Origin of the sequence: Micromonospora sp. LOL_023, from assembly GCF_048060115.1 — a bacterium.
Lineage (GTDB): Bacteria > Actinomycetota > Actinomycetes > Mycobacteriales > Micromonosporaceae > Micromonospora_E.
Genome location: NZ_JBHMIM010000083.1, coordinates 1 through 20,503, shown reverse-complemented (window position 1 = coordinate 20,503; position 20,503 = coordinate 1). Strand labels below are relative to the sequence as shown.

The 20,503-nt window shown below is 71.6% G+C and carries 19 protein-coding genes; 10 read left to right on the top strand and 9 right to left on the bottom strand.

Annotated elements, in window-relative coordinates; genetic code table 11:
* Positions 1-82: 82 nt before the first annotated feature.
* The 6 genes from ACFHVL_RS28655 to ACFHVL_RS28630 form a co-directional block, all read right to left on the bottom strand.
* Positions 83-1,138, bottom strand: coding sequence for a M23 family metallopeptidase (locus ACFHVL_RS28655; RefSeq protein ID WP_416631618.1), 1,056 nt, complete (start codon positions 1,136-1,138; stop codon positions 83-85).
* 71 nt (positions 1,139-1,209) lie between these two features.
* Positions 1,210-1,758 (bottom strand): hypothetical protein, encoded by a 549-nt coding sequence (locus tag ACFHVL_RS28650; RefSeq protein WP_416631615.1) that lies wholly within the window; start codon positions 1,756-1,758, stop codon positions 1,210-1,212.
* Positions 1,759-1,764: 6 nt separating this feature from the next.
* On the bottom strand, positions 1,765-3,690 hold the full coding sequence (locus ACFHVL_RS28645) for an MFS transporter (protein ID WP_416631614.1): 1,926 nt from the start codon (positions 3,688-3,690) through the stop codon (positions 1,765-1,767).
* Position 3,691: 1 nt separating this feature from the next.
* Complete coding sequence (locus tag ACFHVL_RS28640) at positions 3,692-7,192, bottom strand: ATP-binding protein (protein WP_416631612.1); 3,501 nt, start codon at positions 7,190-7,192, stop codon at positions 3,692-3,694.
* Positions 7,193-7,259: 67 nt separating this feature from the next.
* Positions 7,260-7,622 (bottom strand): hypothetical protein, encoded by a 363-nt coding sequence (locus ACFHVL_RS28635; protein WP_326549878.1) that lies wholly within the window; start codon positions 7,620-7,622, stop codon positions 7,260-7,262.
* Positions 7,623-7,637: 15 nt separating this feature from the next.
* The gene (locus tag ACFHVL_RS28630) at positions 7,638-7,970 is read right to left on the bottom strand and encodes a hypothetical protein (RefSeq protein ID WP_416631611.1); all 333 of its coding nucleotides are present in this window, start codon (positions 7,968-7,970) and stop codon (positions 7,638-7,640) included.
* Between the two features lie 332 nt (positions 7,971-8,302).
* On the opposite strand from ACFHVL_RS28630, the gene folP reads away from it, so the two are divergent.
* From folP to ACFHVL_RS28600, 6 genes are all read left to right on the top strand, one after another.
* Positions 8,303-9,154, top strand: coding sequence for a dihydropteroate synthase (folP, locus tag ACFHVL_RS28625; protein WP_416631610.1), 852 nt, complete (start codon positions 8,303-8,305; stop codon positions 9,152-9,154).
* On the top strand, positions 9,147-9,509 hold the full coding sequence (gene folB, locus ACFHVL_RS28620) for a dihydroneopterin aldolase (RefSeq protein ID WP_416631609.1): 363 nt from the start codon (positions 9,147-9,149) through the stop codon (positions 9,507-9,509). The genes folP and folB overlap by 8 nt, the downstream gene beginning before the upstream one ends.
* The gene (gene folK / locus ACFHVL_RS28615) at positions 9,506-10,033 is read left to right on the top strand and encodes a 2-amino-4-hydroxy-6-hydroxymethyldihydropteridine diphosphokinase (RefSeq protein WP_416631608.1); all 528 of its coding nucleotides are present in this window, start codon (positions 9,506-9,508) and stop codon (positions 10,031-10,033) included. Before folB ends, folK begins: the two co-directional genes overlap by 4 nt.
* 97 nt (positions 10,034-10,130) lie before the next feature.
* Complete coding sequence (locus tag ACFHVL_RS28610) at positions 10,131-10,598, top strand: DUF3180 domain-containing protein (protein WP_416631617.1); 468 nt, start codon at positions 10,131-10,133, stop codon at positions 10,596-10,598.
* A 206-nt stretch (positions 10,599-10,804) separates the two neighbouring features.
* Positions 10,805-12,208 carry an ABC transporter permease gene (locus ACFHVL_RS28605; RefSeq protein WP_416631607.1) on the top strand — a complete coding sequence of 468 codons (1,404 nt, stop codon included), beginning with the start codon at positions 10,805-10,807 and terminating at the stop codon, positions 12,206-12,208.
* Between the two features lie 89 nt (positions 12,209-12,297).
* The gene (locus ACFHVL_RS28600; protein ID WP_416631606.1) at positions 12,298-12,615 is read left to right on the top strand and encodes a hypothetical protein; all 318 of its coding nucleotides are present in this window, start codon (positions 12,298-12,300) and stop codon (positions 12,613-12,615) included.
* 51 nt (positions 12,616-12,666) lie between these two features.
* Here ACFHVL_RS28600 and ACFHVL_RS28595 read toward each other — a convergent pair whose 3' ends face one another.
* Complete coding sequence (locus ACFHVL_RS28595; RefSeq protein WP_416631604.1) at positions 12,667-13,647, bottom strand: ABC transporter ATP-binding protein; 981 nt, start codon at positions 13,645-13,647, stop codon at positions 12,667-12,669.
* Between the two features lie 2 nt (positions 13,648-13,649).
* On the opposite strand from ACFHVL_RS28595, the gene ACFHVL_RS28590 reads away from it, so the two are divergent.
* The 4 genes from ACFHVL_RS28590 (at position 13,650) to ACFHVL_RS28575 (ending at position 18,132) form a co-directional block, all read left to right on the top strand.
* Complete coding sequence (locus ACFHVL_RS28590; RefSeq protein WP_416631603.1) at positions 13,650-14,345, top strand: ABC transporter permease; 696 nt, start codon at positions 13,650-13,652, stop codon at positions 14,343-14,345.
* On the top strand, positions 14,342-15,082 hold the full coding sequence (locus ACFHVL_RS28585) for an ABC transporter permease (protein ID WP_416631602.1): 741 nt from the start codon (positions 14,342-14,344) through the stop codon (positions 15,080-15,082). Before ACFHVL_RS28590 ends, ACFHVL_RS28585 begins: the two co-directional genes overlap by 4 nt.
* Before the next feature lie 243 nt (positions 15,083-15,325).
* Positions 15,326-16,330, top strand: a complete 1,005-nt coding sequence (locus tag ACFHVL_RS28580) for a glycine betaine ABC transporter substrate-binding protein (RefSeq protein WP_416631600.1) — start codon at positions 15,326-15,328, stop codon at positions 16,328-16,330.
* Between the two features lie 116 nt (positions 16,331-16,446).
* On the top strand, positions 16,447-18,132 hold the full coding sequence (locus ACFHVL_RS28575) for a hypothetical protein (RefSeq protein ID WP_416631598.1): 1,686 nt from the start codon (positions 16,447-16,449) through the stop codon (positions 18,130-18,132).
* A gap of 10 nt (positions 18,133-18,142) precedes the next feature.
* On the opposite strand, the gene ACFHVL_RS28570 is transcribed toward ACFHVL_RS28575, so the two are convergent.
* A complete protein-coding gene (locus ACFHVL_RS28570; protein ID WP_416631597.1) occupies positions 18,143-19,333 on the bottom strand; it encodes an NADH-quinone oxidoreductase subunit D in 1,191 nt (396 codons plus the stop codon).
* 46 nt (positions 19,334-19,379) lie between these two features.
* Complete coding sequence (locus tag ACFHVL_RS28565) at positions 19,380-20,420, bottom strand: SAM-dependent methyltransferase (protein WP_416631596.1); 1,041 nt, start codon at positions 20,418-20,420, stop codon at positions 19,380-19,382.
* Positions 20,421-20,503: the final 83 nt, after the last annotated feature.

Genomic DNA, 20,503 nt, shown 5'->3' with positions numbered 1-20,503 from the left:
GCGACGTGCCGAGCCAACCGCCGGTTGCGCAGCATGCCGGTGACGTTGAGGTCTTCCACCACAACGGTGCCCCCCACCTCGGTCAGCCACTTTCCCCGAGCGGCGCGCCCCGCTCCCGCATGAACGGCACCGGGTCGACGGCACCCAGACTGCTCCGGTCGCCGTTGAGATGCACCTCGAAGTGCAGATGCGGGCCGGACGAGTTGCCGCTGGAGCCCACCTTGCCGATCACCTGCCCGGCGTCGACCACGTCGCCCTCGGCGACCTCTGGCCGCTGCACCAGGTGACAGTATCTCGTGACCACCTGGTCGGCGTGCAGGATGTCGACGAACCAGCCGCAGCCGCCCTTGCTCGGCGAACCGTCGACGTCGCAGTCCAGTCGACCGTACTGATCCGGATCGCACTGGGAGACGATCACCCGGCCGGCGGCGGCCGCCCGGATCAGCACGCCCTTCGGCAGGGAGATGTCCACCCCGTTGTGCCCGGGTCGTGAACTGGTCCGGAAACCGGATCCGACGTTGCCGGGCACCGGGCGGGTCCACCCGGAGGCGGCGATCTCGCCGGCTGCGGCGCAGCGCAGCCCGTCCGAGCCGCTGACCGCCCGCGCCGCACCGTCGGTCAGTACGTTGACGATCGTGGTCGCCACCGGCTCGTGCTTGGCGTAGGCGTCCGGGAAGGCGCTGACCTGCACCCGCTGCGCGGCGGTGGTCAGCGTCATGGTCTCCCAGCCGTCGACCGTGACCAGCTTCTGGTAGAACTTCCGCGACGAGTACGCCGGATCCTGGAGCTGCTCCGGCGTACCCCACCCCTGGCTGGGGCGCTGCTGGAACAGCCCGACGGAGTCGTGGTCGTTGTGCGAGCCCAGATGGCCGAGGTTGCGCAGCGCGGATTCCTGCATGGCGGTGGCGACCGCGATCACCCAGCCTCGGGGCGGGATCGACAGCTCCACACCGACGTTGATGATCACAGCCGCGTTGCCGAGCTGATCCGATCCGTACGCGCCGACCCGGAAGTCGACGTCGGGGTCGACCGGGCCCTCCCGGCCGCAGCCGAAGGTGCTGAACAGCGCCGACTGGTCCGGTTCGTCGTCGCTGAACAGGACGGCGCCGATTCCACCGGTGCAGCAGAGCAGCACCATGGTCGCCGTCAACGCCAAGGTCAGGGCGACGTGCCGGGCGGCCCGGGAGCGGACGCTCGGCGGCTGCTCGTTCACCCTCGCTCCCAGTCGACGCCGTCGACCAACCAGCGGCCGTCCGGGCCGGTCAGCCGCAACCGTAGTTTGCCGGAGTCCACCTCGATCACCACCTCGACCAGATTCGTCGCGTACGCAATGAGTGCCGGCTCGCCGGTCAGCCGCTCGGCGGGTACCACGACCGGGTCCACACCGACCAGCTTGTCCGCCAGTTCCTCGGTGACGTACGGGCGTAGCCCCGCATGCCACTGGTCCGGGTCGAGTTCCCGGTCGAGCCAGGCGGTGGCGAACGCGACCGCGACCGTCTCCGGCGCGTCCGCCCCGGCGGCGGTGACCGGGTCCGGCTCCGGTGGCAGCGACTGGATCCCGTCGTCGCCCTCGGTCGGGTCGATGGTCAGTGCCGGGTTCGGCCCCGGGTTACCCAGCAACGGCCCGTCGGTGCCCTCGACCCGCCCGACCACCTGGCCGACCCCGACCACGCTGACCACCACGACCAGCAGCAGGACAGCCAGCCCGAGCCGGGACCGGAAGAGGAACCGGGTCAGGAAGGCGATCACCGTACGCATCCGACGTCACCGCGCCTCGGTACGGATCCGGGGCGTGGGCGCCTCGTCGGCGGTCCGGCTACCACTGGGCCGGTAGACCGCGTACTGGGGCGACTCGGCGGGCAGATCCGATGGCGTCCAGTCGGGGGTTCGGCGGGTCGTGCGGCTCGGGGCGCTCGGCGCGGACCCGGACCCGGACCCGGACCCCGACTCGCGCCCGTCCGGGCGTTCCTTGGCCGGCTGTGTCGCCGGATCCCCGGTGGACCGCCGGTCGCTGCTCGGGTCCTCCAGCCGCGCTTCCGGACGCACCGAGGTCTGTTTGACGACCGTGTCGCGCTGCCCGTCCTTCGACTTGACCATGACCTGCTCGGGTTCGCGGGTCTCCCTGGTCTCCCGGAAGTAGCGGATGTGCCAGGAGCTGCCGCCCCTTGCGTCCCGGCCGCCGCCCAGGTCGGTGATCCGCCGGTACGGGCGCAGCAGCAGCCAGCCGACCATGCCACAGAGCCAGATGAGGACCACCTGCAGCCAGCCCGGCAGGGTCGGCGTACTCATGATCAGGTCGACGGCGAAGAGGTAGACTGCGGCGCCGGTGCCGAAGATCGCGATGTTGAAGATCGCTGCGACGACGGCGTTGCCGAGCCGGCGCATCCCGGCTCCGGCCGGCCGCAGCAGGCCGATGGTGCCGAGGATCGGCGCGGCGACCACGACCCACCGGAACAGCAGGAAGCCGAGCAGCACCAGCAGCGAGGCGGCGAGGTCGAACATGGCGAACATGACGGCGGCGAAGATGGCGATCAGGCCGGTACCGACCCGGTCCATCTCGCGGATTCCCTGCAGGTGCTCGTAGGCTTCCGGATCCTCGGTGCGGATCTGCTCGGCGACGACCATCCACTGCTGGTTCTTCTGCGCGATGATCGCTTCACGCTGTGCCGGGTCCGCCCGCATGGCTTCGATCTCGATCCAGGTGAAGGCCTGGGCGTCGTACAGCGCGAGGCCGTACTTTTGGGCGGTCTCGCTGTCGGAGGAACCCAGCACCCCGCGCAGCCAGTTGCGGTAGAGCATCGAGGACGTGGTGGTGTCACTGGCCCGTACCGCTGGCGGGCGCTGGTCGGCGCACCGTTGCGGATCCTCGTCGGGGCACTCCTCCGCCGGGACCTCGACGGCCCGCGGCCCGACCGCCTCGTGGACGACGCCGAGGGTGCTGGTCAGCGCTCCGTCGGCGAGATTCGCCGAGCGGACCGGCCAGGCGGCGATCGCCGTCACCACCACCATGATCAGGACCGCCCAGCCGGCCGTCGTGATCATGTTGCTCATGTCCGACTGACGGGAACGCCAGATCAGGTAGAGCCCGACCACGCAGAGGGTGATCAGGCCGAAGACGGTGAAGACCTCCTCGTAGATGGCGGTGGTGGCCTGCTCGACGAGCGGGTCGGCCCACGCGTACATGGTGCCGGGATCCCAGGCCCGCTCGCGGATCGCGTTCGCCGCGCCGATGATCGCCGTGGCGACCATCATCTCGAAGTTCGCGACGCCGGTGAAGGCACCGACATCGGCGTTGACCACGCTGGACGCGCAACCACCGTCGAGGTCGTAGGTCGGGAACCGGTAGCCGGCGTAGCCGTAGTCCGAGTACAGCCCGACCGGTCCGTCGGTCTGTTCCGGTTGGGTGGCGAACCAGCCGCCGAAGCCGGAGTCGGGGGCGCTGGGCGTCGGCGGCTTCAGACACTGCGCCCGCGCCGCGCTGACGCCCTGCAACCGCTCGATGCAGGCCCGGTAGTCGGCCTGCCAGGCTTCGACCGGGCAGAGGTTGCTCGGTGCCTGGGCCGGCAGCTGGGCGACCGGGGCGGCCTGGGCCGGCGTAGTGGCGCCGATCATCGGCCAGGAGATGCTCGCCACGGCGGCGATCAGGACGGCGAGCAGGAGTGCGGTGCACCGGTTCGCGGTCCTCGCCACGTCACACCTCCAGATCACTGAGCGCGGCCGGCAGCCCCGCGGGCATCGTCGGTGGCGCGCCGGGAGTGGTGTCCAGATGATCGAGTAGCCCGTTCACGTACGAGACGTCCACCCGAATCTTCTGCACCCGCCCGTCGACGTCGCGCATGACGAACTCGCGGAAGCCCAGCCGGCTCGCCGACGAGCTGTCTACGCTGGACAACGAGGCGAGCGTCGCCTCGTAACCGTCGTCGACGGGTACCCGTAGCAGCCGTAGCGCCTCGGCGGCGATCTCCTGGTCCTCGGCGATACGTCCGACAAAGACGGTGGAGACGAGGTTCTGCACGTCGAGGCCGAGGATGTCCTTGGGGTTCTGCGACGAGACCAGGGCCGCGAGGTTCCACTTGCGGGAGTCGCGGGCCAGCCGGACCAGGAACGACCGGCCGGACCGCCAACCCTCCATGAAGTGCGCCTCGTCCAGGCCGACCAGCTTGCGCTCCTGCATCGAGCCGCCGTAGCAGCGCCGGACCGCCAACCGGTGGGCGGTGTGCAGCATCGGCAGTGCGAGCGCCTCCTCGGCCGACCAGTACTCCCGCTCGATCTTCAGGTCGGGCAGTCGGAGCCCGGCCATGGTGATCACGGTCAGCGCCGCGTCCGCACCCAGCAGGTTCGGCGCCGGCGAGCCGAAGAACAGCAGCGCCAGCGGCATCTCGGCGGTGTCCAGCAGCAGGTTGGCCAATTCGCGGCCGTCGTCGTCGATGCCGTTGAGGCAGGCGACGACGTCGTCGAGCGTCGAGGTCTCCTCGGCCGGGACCTGACGCACCGCGTGCCGCAGCAGGGTCGCCGTCGACGACTCCCGGGCCACCTGCGGTGGCACCAGCATCATGCAGATGTCCTGGACCAGCATCCGGCGTTCGGCGCGGGAGTTGGAGACGGCGATCTCGTACTCGCGGTCGCCGACGGCACCAGCGGCGAACTCCGCCCGGATCGGCGTCGGGATCAGCGAGTACGGCGCCAGGGTGCCCTGCTCGGAGCCGGTGAGGTTGAGTACCCGCGAGTACGGCCGTAGCTCCGGCATCGAGCAGAGCCGAGCCAGCGGGCCGGACGGGTCGAGCAGGGTGACCTGCACGCCGCGCCGGGCCGCCAGGTAGCCGAGTGCGCCGAGCAGGGTCGACTTGCCGCCGCCGGGCTCGGCCACGAAGACGGCGAGCCCGGAGCGTTCCCGAACCTCCATCGGGAAGTGCAGGTCCAGGAAGACCGGTCGACGGCAGGTGCCGGCGGTACGCCCGATCAGGTCGCCGCGCCGGTCACCGACGGTCGACGCCGCCTGGGGGACCGCGGCGGCCAGCAGCTTGACCGGCATCCGCCGGATGTAGCCGGTGTTCGCCACCGGCTCGCCGGGGATGAACTCGCGGGCCAGCCAGTCCTGGTTCTTCGGGTGTTGCAGGGAGATCCGCATCTCTCTGGAGTAGAGCTGGATCAGGCGCCGGGCGCGTTCCAGGCACTCTTCGCGGGTCCGGCCGCCGACGGCGACCCGGTGCCAGCCGTGTGCCCGGGCGGATTCCACCGGCAGGCCGGTGGTCATCTCGTCGCCGATGTGCAGGGCCCGCTTGGCGAGCCGTTCCAGTTCGGGCGGGGCGTCGATGCCGTGCTCTGCGTAGTCGAGCTGTTGGGAGCGGATCATCCGCAGCCGGTGCTCCAGGTTGCGGAACGAGTCGGTGGAGCCCAACAGGTCGATGCGGGAGGAGAGCTCCATCGGCCACGGCAGCCGTTCGTGGAAGTGCATCCACGGCTCGTGCCGTTCCGGGATCTCCAGCGGCTCCATCCGGCCCACGGCGAGCACAGCGACGTGTCGTTCCTCGCCGGTCATCCGGTTGACCAGCTTCAACGTGGACCCGTACGGGGTGCGGTAGCGCTCGATCTGTTCGGTGAGCGCGAGCAGGTCGCCGCGGTCCCAGTTGCCGTCGCGTACCGGCGAGAGCATGGTCGGCGGGGTCATGCATAGCGCGACCGACCGGTAGAGCAGCCATTCGAGTTCACCGGCGGTGACCCGCCGGCCCCGCATGCCGAACGCGCCGAGCACCTCGTCGAACTGCTCCACCATCCGGCCGAGCCGGCGGCGTTCGTTCTCGGCCACCCCTCGTCCGAACATCCGCAGCACCCGCTCGGAGAGCGAGTTGCCCAGCGACCGGCGGGCGAAGGTGATGCCCAGGTAGGTCTGGCCCTCGGCGTGGTTGACCGACATCAGGTGCCGCTGGGCAGCGACCAGGTGGTCGGACCAGGACGTCGCCCCGCCGACGGTGGGCAGCGGGTTGCTGGTCAGCGAGTCGATCGTGCGCGCCCACTCGTCGGCCGGGAAGGGGCGGGTGGTGCGGCGCAGATGCAGGCGGAACCCGGAGAGGCCGGCGTACTGCTCGGAGATGGCCGAGAGCAGCACTTCGCGCTCGGCGTCCGGACGGAACGCCCAGCGGACCTCGGGCAGCCAGTACCAGGCGGTGACGGTGTTCGGGGTGAAGGTCAGGTGCCCGGCGATCTCGGTGATGGCCAGCTCGGCGGCGGGGTCCCGGTCGGTGAACCTGGCTTTCGGCGGTTTGATCGGCACCGGCTTGATCAGCTTGTCCGGCCGGTCGGACTCGGCCTTCGACCGGCGCCGCGGGCGTCTGCCGGTGCGCTTGGTGGGGGTGGTGGCGGATTCGTCACGGTGCCGTGGCGGTGCGGAGTCGGGGGTCCCGGCCGGGGGCGGCACCGCGTCGGCGCCCACCGTGGCGTCGGCGGTCGGCACCGGGTGCGGGGGCGACATCCGGACCGGCGGTGCGGGCGGGTCGTGGCTGTCCGCTGCGGGCGGCTGGCTGTACGGCACCGGCTGGCTGTACGGCACCGGCTGGGTCGGTGGGCCGGCGTGGCTGTGCGGCACCGGCCGGCTCTGCGGTGGCGGCTCCGCGGCGGAGACCGACTCCGCTGCGGGACGGGGGGTCGGTGCGCTGGTGTGTCGGCGTTGCGCCGGCTCTGGGCGCTCCGGGGTGACCGGCGCTGGCCCGATCCGGTCCGCCGGGGGCGGTGCGGGTGGACCGGGATCGGTCGGCGGTGCCGGTGGGTCGATGGCACTGCGGCGGGGTGCCGGTGCGATCGCCTCGGGGCTGGCCGGTGGGTCGATCGCCGGCCGGGCTGGTGGCTGGATCGCGGTGCGGGCAGACCTGCCTGGTCGGTGGCCACCGGCCGGGCCGGTGCCGGAGAACAGGTCGAGGAAGGGCGAGTCGATGTCGGTGTGATCACTGGCCGCGGTGCGGGGGGTGGGTGCCGGCGTCGACGGCGTCGGTGCGGTACGCGAAGCGCGGTTGCCTCGTGCGGCGGCCGGGCTCTGGAAGACCGCCACTGAACCGTGCCGAGGGCTGGTGACCAGTTCGGTCTCGGCCACGTCCACCAACTCGGGATGCTGGTAGTCGTCCGATCGCTTACCGTTACCGCCGTTGCCGGCCGGTTGACTGGCCGGGTGAGCGGAGCCCGGCGGGGTGGGTCGGCTCATGCCATCGCCTCGCGCGCACGGCTGGCCACGGAGTGGCTGCCGTCGGTCGCCCAACTGTCGGCGCGGGTCATGCCAGCTCCTCCCGGATCCTGATGTGACTGGCTACCAGGCGCGGGTCCCGCTGTTCGGTAGCGGGTTCCCGGGTCCGGCGCCAGTCGGTGAGGGCGGTGCGGACCACCATCCGTGCGGGACGGTCCGGATCGACGTACCGGAAGATGAACGAGGTGGTGACGATCGCGAGCGCGATCTCCCAGGCCGGGAAGAGTTCCACGTTGAGGGTGAAGGCCCAGTGGATGAACATGTAGAGCGGGACGAGTAGGATAAAAACCCCATACTGGGCGTACGGCAGGTGGATCGGCAACGTGTAGCCGGGCGGGCCCAGGTAGACCAGCCGGGCCCGGTAGATGTCGTCGTCGGTACGCAGCCGCATCTCGTGCCCCGCGCTCTATTCGAACATCAAGTTGATGAGGTAGTCGCCGACGAAGAAGAGCGTTGCCGCTCCGGCGATGAACGCCAGTCCCACGATCGCGATCGCGGAGCTGGTCAGGACTTTGGAGATCTCGCCCTTGCTGGCCCGGCCGATGAAGATCACGCCCAGTACGGCGAGCAGGATCGGGGCGACCTTGCTGGCCAGGAAGGAGACGACGCCTTCGGTGTTGAAGCCCGTCGGAGTGTCGGGTGTGCTGGGCTCGCCGGCCGGTCCGGCCAGCAGCGGCAATGTGTCGATCGCGGCCGCCACTGCTGCGTGGGCCGTCTCGACGAGCGTCGTTTCGATCATGGGAACCTCCCCGGTGTGCGGCCGGCGGAGCCGGGGCACTGCAGTTGTCAAGCCTCTCGGACGTCCCGGGTCATGCCGCTGTTGTCGACCCTGCGTCCGGAACTCACCGCGTACGGTGATGGTTTTTGGGCTGATTGTCCAACTTTGGCCCTTCTCCTCTGTCTTCGCCCGCACTGCTCGCCCGCAACTGCAAAGCGTACGGCCGACCCCTGTCTGGTACAAGCTGCCCTGAACTCGACCGGCAGCGCCAGTGCGAAATGGTTGTCTGATTCGAGGGTACCCAGCACGCCCGCCGCCGGCTGTCGCCGAACCGTGCCCGGTACCGTCTTCCCGTGACAGATCTGCTACGGCCGGCCCGGCCGGTCGTGATGGGCGTCCTCAACGTCACCCCGGACTCCTTCTCCGACGGCGGCCGGTACGCCGACCTCGACGCCGCCGTCGAACACGGGATCCGGCTGCACCACGAAGGCGCCGACCTGGTCGACATCGGCGGCGAGTCGACCCGCCCCGGAGCGCGGCGCGTGGACGCCGAAAGCGAAGCGGCCCGGGTGCTGCCGGTGATCCGGGCACTCGCCGCCGCCGGGGTGCCGATGAGCATCGACACCACCCGGGCGGCGGTCGCCGCCGCCGCACTGGCCGCTGGCGCCGGGGTGGTCAACGACGTCTCCGGAGGGCTGGCCGACCCCGCGATGGGCGCGGTGGTCGCCGACGCCGGTTGCCCCTGGATCTTGATGCACTGGCGGGGCCACTCCGACCGGATGTACGAACTGGCCGAGTACCACGACGTGGTCGGCGAGGTGCGCGCCGAGCTGTCGGCCCGCGTCGACGACGCGCTCGCCGCCGGAGTCGCGCCGGACCGGATCGTCATCGATCCGGGTCTCGGCTTCGCCAAGCGACCCGAGCACAACTGGCAGCTGACCAGTCGGCTGGGCGAACTGCTCGACCTCGGTCACCCGCTGCTCTTCGCGGCCAGCCGCAAGTCCTACCTGGGGCGGCTGCTGGCCGACCCGGCGGGCAGCCCGCGTCCGGTCGACCAGCGTGGCGCTGCGACCATCGCGACCAGCGTGCTGGCCGTGTCCGCAGGTGCCTGGGGGGTACGCGTACACGAGGTCCGGGACACCGTCGACGCGCTCGCCGTCTGGCAGGCGGCCGGCCGGCCGAGCACCGGAGGTGCCGATGACTGACCGGATCGTGCTCACCGGGTTGCGGGCCCACGGCCGGCACGGCGTCTACCCGCAGGAGCGGGCCACCGGTCAGGACTTCGTCGTCGACGTGGAGCTCACCATGGACCTGGCGCCGGCGGCGGCCTCGGACCGGGTCGAGGAGACGGTCCACTACGGCGAGCTGGCCGACCGGCTTGTCGCGGTCGTCGCCGGTGAGCCGGTGAACCTGATCGAGACGCTGGCCGACCGGCTGGTCGCCGTCTGCCTGGCGGACGGGCGGGTGCTGGCCGCGACGGTGACCGTCCACAAGCCGCAGGCACCCATCGCGCACGAGTTCGTCGATGTGGCCGTCACCCTCACCCGGAGCCGTCGGTGAGCCGCGCGGTGCTCGCGCTGGGCGGCAACCTCGGCGACAGGTACGGCCGGCTGCGCGACGCCGTGCGCGCGCTCGACGACGTACTGCTGGTCGTGTCGGGGATCTACGAGACGTCGCCCTGGGGCGACCCGGCGCAGCCCGACTACCTCAACGCCGTCGCGCTCGTCGTCGACCCGGATGCCGATGCCCGAAGCTGGCTAGACCGCTGCCGGGCGCTCGAACGGGCCGCCGGCCGGGAGCGGGACCCGACCCGGCCGTACGGGCCGCGCAGCCTCGACGTGGACGTGATCGCCGTCTGGTCCGCCGACGACACCCCGGTGCGCAGCGACGATCCCGAACTGATCCTGCCGCACCCACGGGCGCACCTGCGGGCCTTCGTGCTGCGGCCGTGGATCGACATCCAACCGTACGGCCAGCTGCCCGGACATGGCTGGCTGACCGATCTGCTCAACCGCGAACCGGTCGCCACGGACCTGCCCGAACTGCGCCCACGGCCGGATCTGCCGCTAGAGTCGATCCAGTGAAGGTGCCTCGGACGACCGCGACGACGCTGTGGGTGCTGCCGTGACTGGGCCCGGACCCGGGGTCAGCCCCCGCGGGCAGGAGCCGGACGAGTCCCGGATGGGGCCCACGAAACTGTCGTCGCTCGTGGTGGCGGCGCTGGCGGCGGCGGCGATCGGCTGGCTGGTGATCAGCAACTGGTACGTCCGGATGCCCGTACTGCCTTGGCTACCCTCGGTGACTTTGGCGGCGTTGGCGGTACTTGAGGGATATGCCGCGGTCAATACGCGGGCCCGGATCGACCGCCAACCCGGCCAGGACCCGGTCGATCCGCTCCTGGTGGCGAGGTTCGTCGTGTTGGCCAAGGCCTCCGCACTCGCCGGAGCGATCTTCGCCGGCTTCTACGCCGGGCTGGTGCTCTGGCTGTTCATCCAGCAGACCCGGGCCGCGACCAACGATCTCCCGGCCGCCAGCGGCGGTCTGATCGCCGCGGTCGCGCTGGTCCTGGCGGCGCTCTGGCTGGAGCGAGCCTGCCGCGTCCCGGAGCGCCCGGAGGACCCCGAGGTGCCGGGCGAGCCCACCGACTGAGTCGATCGAGATTTGTCCTCGGGGGACCGCGGGGCCGGGCATCAGACACGGGGGGTGACGGCTGTGCCCTGTCGCGGGTACGGTGCCTGCGACCGGTACGGCTGAACAGGTCCTCGCGTGTACGTCGACTGGTCGCACCACGACCCTGGCTCACCGACGACGCGCCACGCGCCTCGGCCGGCCGGCACGGCAAGAGGAGACGCGATATGGCGTACGACGATTCGCCTTATCGCCGGCGGAACGCGGACAGCACCGATCCGGCCGGCCACGACCACACCGGAGACACCTGGTCCGCAGATCCGGACCTCGCCCGCGGCGCCGGCTACGGTGCCACCTCCGGCTACCAGACGAGTTCCTTCACCACGGCCGCCGGTTTCACCGCCGGCAACGCCCCGGAGGAGGACGCCGGCCTCCGGGCGTCGAGCCGTCATGGCGGCCGGCGACGGGCCGCAGCCGGGCTCGACGACGTCTTCGACGACCCGTGGCACGGCGAGCGGGGGCGCGACCGACTCGGGGTGCACCTGACCTGGGAATTCTTCCTGCTGATCGCGGTCGGCGGCCTCGGCTACCTGCTCTATCTGGCCGATCCGGACGTCACCGCCGCCAGCAACCTCGACCCGCTGCTGGCCTATGCCACCGGCCTCGGTCTGCTTGTTCTCGCCGCCGGGGTGACGCTGCGCGCCGGTGCGCCGAACCTCGCCATCGGTCCGGTCGCCATCGCGGCGGCGCTGCACTTCGCCGAGAACGGTGACGACGGTGTGCTGTCGGTACTGATCACCGTGGCGATCTGGGCGGTCGTGCTCGGTGCCGGCACCGGACTGCTGGTGACCGGGCTGCAGGTCCCCGGATGGGCCGGAAGCCTGATCGCCGCCTGCGTGGCGATCGTCTTCATCCAGCAGCGGCCGGCTCCGGTCGACCTCCAGGGCGCGTACGACCCGACCGGTCAGGCGGTCTACCTCTTCGGCGGCTTCGCCGTACTGGCGGTACTGGGCGCGATCTTCGGGACCGTCAAGGCGATCCGCCGGGGCGTGGGCAGGTCCCGCCCGGTCGGCGACCCGGCGGAGCGCCGTGGTGGGCTGGCCGCCGTGATCACCAGCGGAGCGACCATCGTGTCGATGGTCTTCGCGGCCGTCGGCGGGGTGCTGCTGGCCGCCCTGGGCGACGGCCCGGTCACTCCGTCGGTGGGCATGGAGTGGACGGCACTCGCCGTCGGTGCCGCGCTGCTCGGCGGCACCAGCGCCTTCGGTCGTCGTGGCGGCGTGTTCGGCACCTTGTTCGTGGTGGTCGGGCTGACCGTCTTCATTCGCTGGTCGGATCTGCGGGATTTCGACATCGCGTTGTACGCCACCGCTGCGGTCACCTTGGCGCTCGGGCTCGTGGTGACCCGCCTGGTGGAGGCCTTCGGTCGACCGCACGCGGCCAGGACCGGGCCGGTCGACGACGTTCGCGACGACGACGAGCAGCAGTGGGAGGAGCCGGAGCCGGAGCCGGAGCCGGCCCAGGACACCTGGACGCCGGCCGCTACCAGCCAGGAGTCCTGGTCGGCGACGTTGCCGGCGCAGCCGGCGCAGAACCGTGACCGTTGGGACACCGGCGACCGTTGGGAATAGCCGGTGCCATGAGCCGGCGAGTCGATGCCGGTCGGCACCGCGTCCGTGCCGGCCCCACGCCTGGCAGCGAGCCGGGTTAGGCTCGGCGTATGACCGAATCGCCCGCCTCGGACCACGCTCTGCCGACTTTCGCCGAGCTCGACCTGCTCTCGACCGAGGAGCTGCGGGAGCGGGCGTTCGACCTGGCCAGGGAGCGCCGCGATCTCGGCTTCTTCTGGTCGATCACCAAGCGGTTGTCACGGGCCGACGACGCCAGCGAGTTGGATGGCGCACCGAACTCGATCGGCCCGACGGTCGAGGACGCGGTCGCGATGTGGCGGGAGTTCACCGGCCACGAGTACGGCGAGGCCGAGCCGTTGCTGCGGGCGGCGTTCCTCGACTACCTACTGAACCACGACAAGTCGTAAGGCCGGCAACCGCGTCTGTCGATCGCCGGCCCCCGCCCCGGGGCGGGGGCGTCAACCGGCGTCGAGGATCCGTCGCCGGCTGACCACCCCGACGGGCTGGCCTGCGTCGTCGACCACCTGTGCGTACTCCGCGCCGCTGACCAGCAACCGGGCCAGCGCGTCGTAGAGCGAGGTGCCCAGGGCGAGGGTGGGTGCCGCCATGGCCGGGGGATCGGCGTCGGTCTCCAGCAGCTCCCGACTGATCGCGGTGACCGCGAGTCGGCGGATCGCCCGGTCCGTACCCACGAATTCCCGGACGAACGCCGTGGCCGGCTCGCCGAGCAGGGTCGCAGGTGCGGCGTACTGCTCCAGCCGGCCGCCTTCGGACAACACCGCGATCCGATCGCCGAGCCGGACCGCTTCGTCGAGGTCGTGGGTGACCAGCACGATCGTCTTGCGAACCTCGGCCTGCAGCCGCAGGAACTCCTCCTGCAGCCGTCCCCGGGCGATCGGGTCGACGGCGGAGAACGGCTCGTCCATCAGCAGCACGACCGGGTCGGCAGCAAGCGCGCGGGCCACCCCGACCCGCTGGCGCTGCCCACCGGACAGCTCGTGCGGATAGCGCCTGGCGTACGTGCCGGGTGTCAACCCGACCAACTCGAGCAGCTCGTCGGCGCGTCGGCGTACTCGTTCGCGGGACCACCCGAGCAGCCGGGGCACCGTGCCGACGTTGGTCTGGATCGTCTGGTGCGGGAAGAGACCGACGTGCTGGATGACGTAGCCGATGCGGCGTCGCAGCGCCACCGGGTCGACCGTGGTCACGTCCTCGTCGCCGAGCAGGACCCGGCCGGCGGTCGGCTCGATCAGCCGGTTGATCATCCGGAGCACGGTGGACTTGCCGCAGCCGGACGGCCCGATCAGGACCACCAGCTCGCCAGCGGGGATCTCCAGGGTGAGGTCCCGCACGGCCTCGGTGCCGTCCGGGAACCGTTTGCCGATGCCGGCCAGGGTGATCGCCGCCGCGCCACCGGTGTCCCGCACGGTACCGTCCACCTGTGTCCTTCCACCTGCTCACCGGCCGGGCCGATCCGGGTAATCCATGGTTCTCGGATCAGTACGTGCGGGACAACTGGCCAGCCATCGTCGAGGCGCTGGCCGAGCACGTGACCCTGACGGTACAGGCGGTCGCCATCGCCGCGTCGATAGCGGTGCCGCTGGCCGTGGTGGCCTACTGGTTCCGGCCGTTGACCGGTCCGATCCTGGCGCTGACCGGGGTTCTCTACACCATTCCGTCGCTGGCGCTGCTGGCCTTTCTGGCCCCGTACGTGGGGGCGACCAATCCCGCGTCGGTGCTGATCGCCCTGGTGCTCTACGCGTTGCTGCTGGTGGTGCGCAACTCTCTGGCCGGGTTGAGTCAGGTGCCGGCGGCGACCATCGAGGCGGCGGACGGCATGGGGTACGGCCGGTTCGGCCGGCTGTGGCGCATCGAGCTGCCGTTGGCCCTGCCCGGCATCCTGACCGGCCTGCGGTTGGCCACGGTCTCCACCGTCGCGCTGGTCACCATCGGCTCGCTGATCGGCTACGGCGGTCTCGGTGACCTGATCTTCAGCGGGTTCCGGAACAACTTCTACAAGGCACAGATCCTCACCGCCACACTGCTGAGTGTGGCGTTGGCGCTGGCCTTCGACCTGGTCCTCGCGGGAGCCGGCCGGTTGCTGACGCCGTGGGCGGCGCGGCGGGCCGCCTCGTGAGCCGCCGGTACGCCGCGGCGAACCCCGTCGAGCAAGCGGTGGTATGGCTCAACGATCCGCTGAACTGGACCAATCCGGGTGGGGTGCTCGACCGGCTCGGCGAGCATCTGGTCATCTCCGTCGCCGCGGTGGCGGTCGGGTGCCTGGTTGCCTGGCCACTGGGGCTGTGGCTGGGCCACCTCGGGCGCGGCGGCGGTCTGGTCGTCCTGGTGTCGAACATCACCTTGGCGGTGCCGACGATCGCGTTGTTGTCCATCCTGCCGTTGACCTTTCTGGGTTTCGGCCGGCCGCCGGTGATCCTGGCGTTGGCGGTGTTCGCGGTACCGCCGTTGCTGGCCAACGCGTACACCGGGATCCGTCAGGTCGACCCGGAGGTGCGTGAGGCGGCGCGCGGGATGGGGTTGTCCGGTTGGCAGGTGTTGCGCCGGGTCGAGTTGCCGCTCGCGGTGCCCTACCTGGCGGCCGGGTTCCGGACCGCCGCGGTGCAGGTGGTGGCGACGGCCGCGTTGGCGGCGTTCGTCAACGGTGGTGGCCTCGGGCAGATCATCAGCGCCGGGTTCGGACTGGGGATCTCGGTCGGTGGTGGGCAGATCCTGGCCGGTGGCCTGTTGGTGGCCGTACTGGCGCTGGGCACCGAGGGCGCGCTGGCGGTGCTCGAACGCGCGCTCACCCCGCTGCCGCTGCGGCGGACCCGGCGGCGGGCAGACGAGCAGGTCAGCGCGGTCGGTTCGGCCTGACCGCCGCCCACGGTGCGTCCGGACCGGATGACGATCTGGTGACAACCGATCTTCGGCGGTTGTCGGACCCTGCGGTGAGGATGTTCGGTAGACGGAACGGGTGACGGCATGCCGGCAAGGGCCGGAGGCTCCGTCGCGGCTGTCGTGCTGCCCGCAGCACGCTCGCGCGGGCCAGTTGCCGTGCCCTGTCGGACACGCGGCCGGCCCAGGTGGGTCGCGCCGGGACACAGGAGGCGGGCCAACATGCTTGCACGCACACGAATCGCGCTGGGCGCGGTCGGCACCCTCGCTGCGGCGGGATTCCTCGCCGGCTGCGGTGAGGCGGGATCCTCCGGTACCGACGCGCCGCAGGCCGGGGCGTCGGGGGCCGGCTGCGCACCGGTGGCCGGCGAGCAGTTGGTCGTCCTCGACGACGACCAGAGCCTGCAGAACACCGACAACATCGTGCCCGCCGTCAACGCGCAGGCGGCGCAGCCCGAGGTGCTCGGGGCGCTGGACACGGTGTCGGCGGCCCTGGACACCGAGCAGTTGATCCAGCTCAACCGGGCGGTCGACGTCGACCGAAAGACTCCGCAGGCGGCCGCTGAGGAGTTCGCCACGGCCCAGAGCCTGACCGACGCGATCGCCGCCGGTCCGGGGGGTGAGCTGATTGTCGGCGCGGCGAACTTCAGCGAGAGCCAGACCCTCGGCGAGCTGTACCGGATCGTGCTGACGGCGGCGGGATACGACGTCACCGTTCAGCAGATCGGCAACCGTGAGCTGTACGAACCGGCCCTGGAATCCGGCGAGATCCAGGTGGTTCCGGAGTACGCCGCGACCATGGCGGACTTCATCAACAACAAGGTCGAGGGGGAGAACGCACCAGCGATTTCGTCGTCGGATCTGGACGAGACGATGACCGGCCTGCGCCAGGTCGGCGAGCAGGTCGGCATCGTCTTCGGGGAGCCGTCGGCGGCACAGAACCAGAACGCGTTCGCGGTGACCAGCGAGTTCGCCGACGAGTATGGAGTCCGGACCCTTTCCGAACTGGCCGAGAAGTGTTCCGGCACGGCGACCATCCTCGGCGGTCCGCCGGAATGTCCGCAGCGGTCCAAGTGTCAGCAGGGTCTGATCGAGGTGTACGACTTCCGCGCCGGTGAGTTCAGCTCGCTCGATGCCGGTGGTCCGCAGACCAAGACCGCGTTGACGACTGGCGTGATCAGTGTCGGACTGGTGTTCTCGTCGGACGGCGCGTTGGCTGCGGGATAGTCGGCTTCCCGGCGGAGCGTGCCACCGCCCCGTCGGGGTGCCTGTCGTGCCTGCCCACTTGGACCTCAAGTGCCGCCCTTTCCGTTGATCTGGAGATGTGGGTAGGCTCGACAGCCATGTCCGCTCCTGAGGCCGAAGAGGAGCCGCGCCGCACGGTTCCGCTCAAGTGGCTCACCTGGGGTGGCCTGGGGTTGGCGCCACTAGCTGCGGTGTTGCTCCTGCTTGGCGACGGCGACGGGTCGTTGCGGCTGGCGATGGTGGTCGCTATCGCGGCGGTGATGTTGATCGGATTGTCCATTACTTTGCGTGGTGACGTCGAGACTATGCGCACCGATATGGAGGATGCGCTGGTCGAGGAGATGGATGTGCTCCGCGATGACGTGCGTAATGACATTTCGACTGCGGTTCGAGCCAGCCACCGCGCTTTCGGGGAGAAAGTGCAGTCGGTAGAGGACAGTGTCGAAGCGCTCCGTGGTCAGATGGACGCGGTTCGTGGCGAAGTGGTTCGCGCCGAAGCGGCCCGGGTGGAGTCCGCCCACGCGGACGCGGCGGCCCGCGACGCGCCCGGCTGGGATCGGGACGCACGGGGCCGGGAGCGCGACCAGCCCGGCGCGGACCGCGACGACTACGACCGGTTCGACTCGGCCGCGCCGGTGTCCTCCGTACCGGCGTCGTCGGTGCCAGCGTCCGGCCCGGCCGGCTACGGCGGTCAGTACCCGGCTGGCCAGTACGGCGCGGCAGCCGGCGGCCGCGCGTCGGTGCCGGCGGTCTCCGGTACGGTGCTGCCTCGCCAGCCGGCTTCGAACGGGGTGGCGCGGCGTACCGAGACGGTGCAGGCGACCAGCCGGCCACCCGGAATCGATCCGCGGGTCGACGCGGACGCGGGCGGCACTGTCTACGGCGGTGCCCGCCCCGCCTCCCGTGGCGGCGCGGCGATCGACGGTGAGTGGTCCGCCCCGTCGCCGCGTAGCCGACGCTCCGCCGAGCCCGATGAGGACTCCTGGACCGAACGCCGGCTACGCGAGCAGGCGGGCGACCGGTGGTCCTGGGACGGCGGTCGTGACGACGGCTCCGAGCAGCGGTACGGCGGTCGAGCCGACGAGCGGTGGGACGTGGGCCGGGCCGACGGCTACGGCACCGGCTCGCCGGTCGAGCGTCGGTCGGTGGGGCGCGACGACGACGGCTATCCCGCCCGGTCGGCCGGCACCACCGGCACCGGCCGGTACGCGGAGGACCGGGTGGGTGGCGACCGGCCGTCCGACGGCCGCTACGGGGATCGGTTCGACCGTGACGAGCTGCGGTCGCCGCGCGACGACGCCCGGTACGACGGGCCGGTGCCCGGGCCCGGGCGACTGGCGGACGAACCGCCATGGCGGGACGCCCGGTGGGACCAACGCGGCGCCGACCTCCCGACGGACGGCCCGCCGCCGCGCCGGGCCGCCCTGCCCGCGCTGCCGGCCGGCAGCGGCGCCGAGGTGACCCCTTGGTCGTCCGGCCCCGTCGAAGCGGAGCCGGGGCGGCGCAGCCGTCGTTACCGGGACGAGGAGGACACCGGTCGGCGGTTGCGCGACGACGACGGCGTGGGTGGGCGTCGGTCGCGTGAGTACGGGGCGGAGCCGGGTCGGCGCTACGGCGACGAGGGTGCCAACGGCAGTCGGTACCGCGACGCCGACGATGGCGGTGGTGGCCGCCGGTTCCGTGACTACGAGGAGGACACCGGTCGGCGGTTGCGCGACGACGACGGGCGTGGCGGCCGGTACCGCGACGACTACCAGCACTCCGACGACCGCCGCTGGCGGTGACCGGCGACGGTCACTTGTCGATGTCGCCGACCACGAAGAACATCGAGCCGAGGATCGCCACGAGATCGGGCACCAGGCTGCCCGGGATCAGCGTCGCCAGCGCCTGCACGTTGGCGTACGACGCGGTCCGCAGCTTGAGCCGCCACGGGGTCTTCTCGCCCCGGGACACCAGGTAGTAGCCGTTGACGCCGAGCGGGTTCTCGGTCCAGGCGTAGGTGTGCCCCTCGGGGGCCTTGACCACCTTGGGTAGTCGCACGTTCACCGCCCCGGCGAGCTGGTCGACCCGGTCCAGGCAGCGGCGGGCCAGGTCGAGCGAGACGTACACCTGGTCGAGCAGGACCTCGAAGCGAGCGTGGCAGTCGCCGGTGCTGCGGGTGACCACCGGCACGTCGAGCTCGCCATAGGCCAGGTACGGCTCGTCCCGGCGTAGGTCGAGGTCGAGTCCGCTGGCCCGGGCCACCGGCCCGGAGGCACCGAACGCGGCGGCGGTGTCGGCGTCGAGCACTCCGACGCCGACCGTACGGGCGAGGAAGATCTCGTTGCGGCGGATCAGCCGGTCCAGGTCCGGCATCCGGGACTCGACCTGGCCGATCGCCTCCCGGGCGCGTCGGGTCCAGCCGGCCGGGACCTCCTCCTTGAGCCCACCCACCCGGTTGAACATGAAGTGCATCCGGCCGCCGGAGACCTCCTCCAGCACGGCCTGCAGCGTCTCGCGCTCCCGGAACGAGTAGAACACCGGGGTGAGCGCCCCGATCTCCAGCGGATAGGAGCCGAGGAACATCAGGTGGTTGAGCACCCGGTTCAGTTCGGCCAGCGCGGTCCGCAGCCAGACGGCCCGCTCCGGCACCTCGATCCCCATCAACCGTTCGACGGCGAGCACCACGCCCAGCTCGTTGGCGAAGGCCGACAGCCAGTCGTGCCGGTTCGCCAGCATGATGATCTGCCGGTAGTCCCGGACCTCGAACAGCTTCTCGGCGCCCCGGTGCATGTAACCGACGACCGGCTCACAGGAGACCACCCGCTCACCGTCGAGAAGCAGCTTGAGTCGGAGTACACCGTGGGTGGACGGGTGCTGCGGGCCGACGTTGAGCACCATGTCGGCGGTGTCCAGCCCGGTGCCGGTGCCGACGGTCAACTGGCGCAACCCGCCTGCCGGGTCGGCCGGGGGCAGCGATCCGGTATCGGAGACCATGCCGGTCATCGTCGCATGCCGGTCTGCCCGGCGGCGCGAACCCAGCGGCCGGCGGTCAGGCCAGCAGGGAGCCGGTGTCGATGTCGGCGCCGACCGGTTGGATCAGCCACCAGTGTCCGCCCAGCCCGTACGGGTCGGTCAGCTCGGTGGCGGTGCCGGCGGCCGACAACGCGGCAAGGTAGCCGCGCGGGTCGGTGCCGGCCAGGGCCAGCGGCGGCCGCCCGCCGGACACCCCGAGCGCGGGCAGCACGTCGCGTTGCCGGCGCAGCACCGGCGGGGCCGCGCCCGCAGCGGCAGCACCTCCGGCGCCGGCGGCCGCGGTGGCACCGGCGGCGGCGACCGAGTCGATCGCCACGTGGGCGGTGATGTCGCAGGACCCGTCCGGCACCGGGGCCACCGAGCGACCGGCGCGGAAGCCGGTCAGCGTGCCGGTGGCCGGGCGTTCGGCGTACCGGTGCCCGTAGTCGACGGCGACGGCGACCCCGCGCCGCAGCGTCCGCACAGCGGCCGCCCACGCCTCGTCCCGGCTGCGGCCGAGCTCCGCCGAGGCCCCGTCGGCCAGCGGCGGCCACCAGCGGGCCAGCCAGGCGGCGTCGGCGTCGGCGAGTACGCCGCCGGGCCGCTGTGCCCCGGTCGCCGGGTCGACCAGGACGTAGTGCAGGTCGTCGCCGTGGCGCACGGCCAGGTCGAGCGGTACGTTGTCCAACCACTCGGTCGCGACGAGCACCCCGCAGGCCTCGGTCGGCGGCGCGGTCCGCCAGCCGACCGGGTGAGGCAGCCCGGCCGGCCGGGGCGCGAGGTCGACCCCGGTGAGCCGCAGCCGCGCGGCGAGCGGTCCGTCGGTGGTCCCGGTCAGCTGGTGTACGGCGGTGAGCAGCTCGCCGCCGCCGGCTCCCAGATCGACGAGGTCGAGCCGGTCGGGGTGGCCGAGCTGCCGGTCCACCCGGTGCAGCAGTTCCAGTACCGCCCGGGCGAACGGTGCCCCGCTCTGCGCGCTGGTCCGGAAGTGGGCGGCTGGCACGGGGGTACCGCCGGTCACATAGAAGCCGTGTGATCCGTACAACGCGGTGGTGATGGCTTCCCGCCAGGTCGGCACCGGGCCACCCTAGAGCAGCGGGCCCCCGCTGGAGCAGCGGGCCCCCGCTGGAGCAGCGGGCCCCCGCTGGAGCAGCGGGCCCC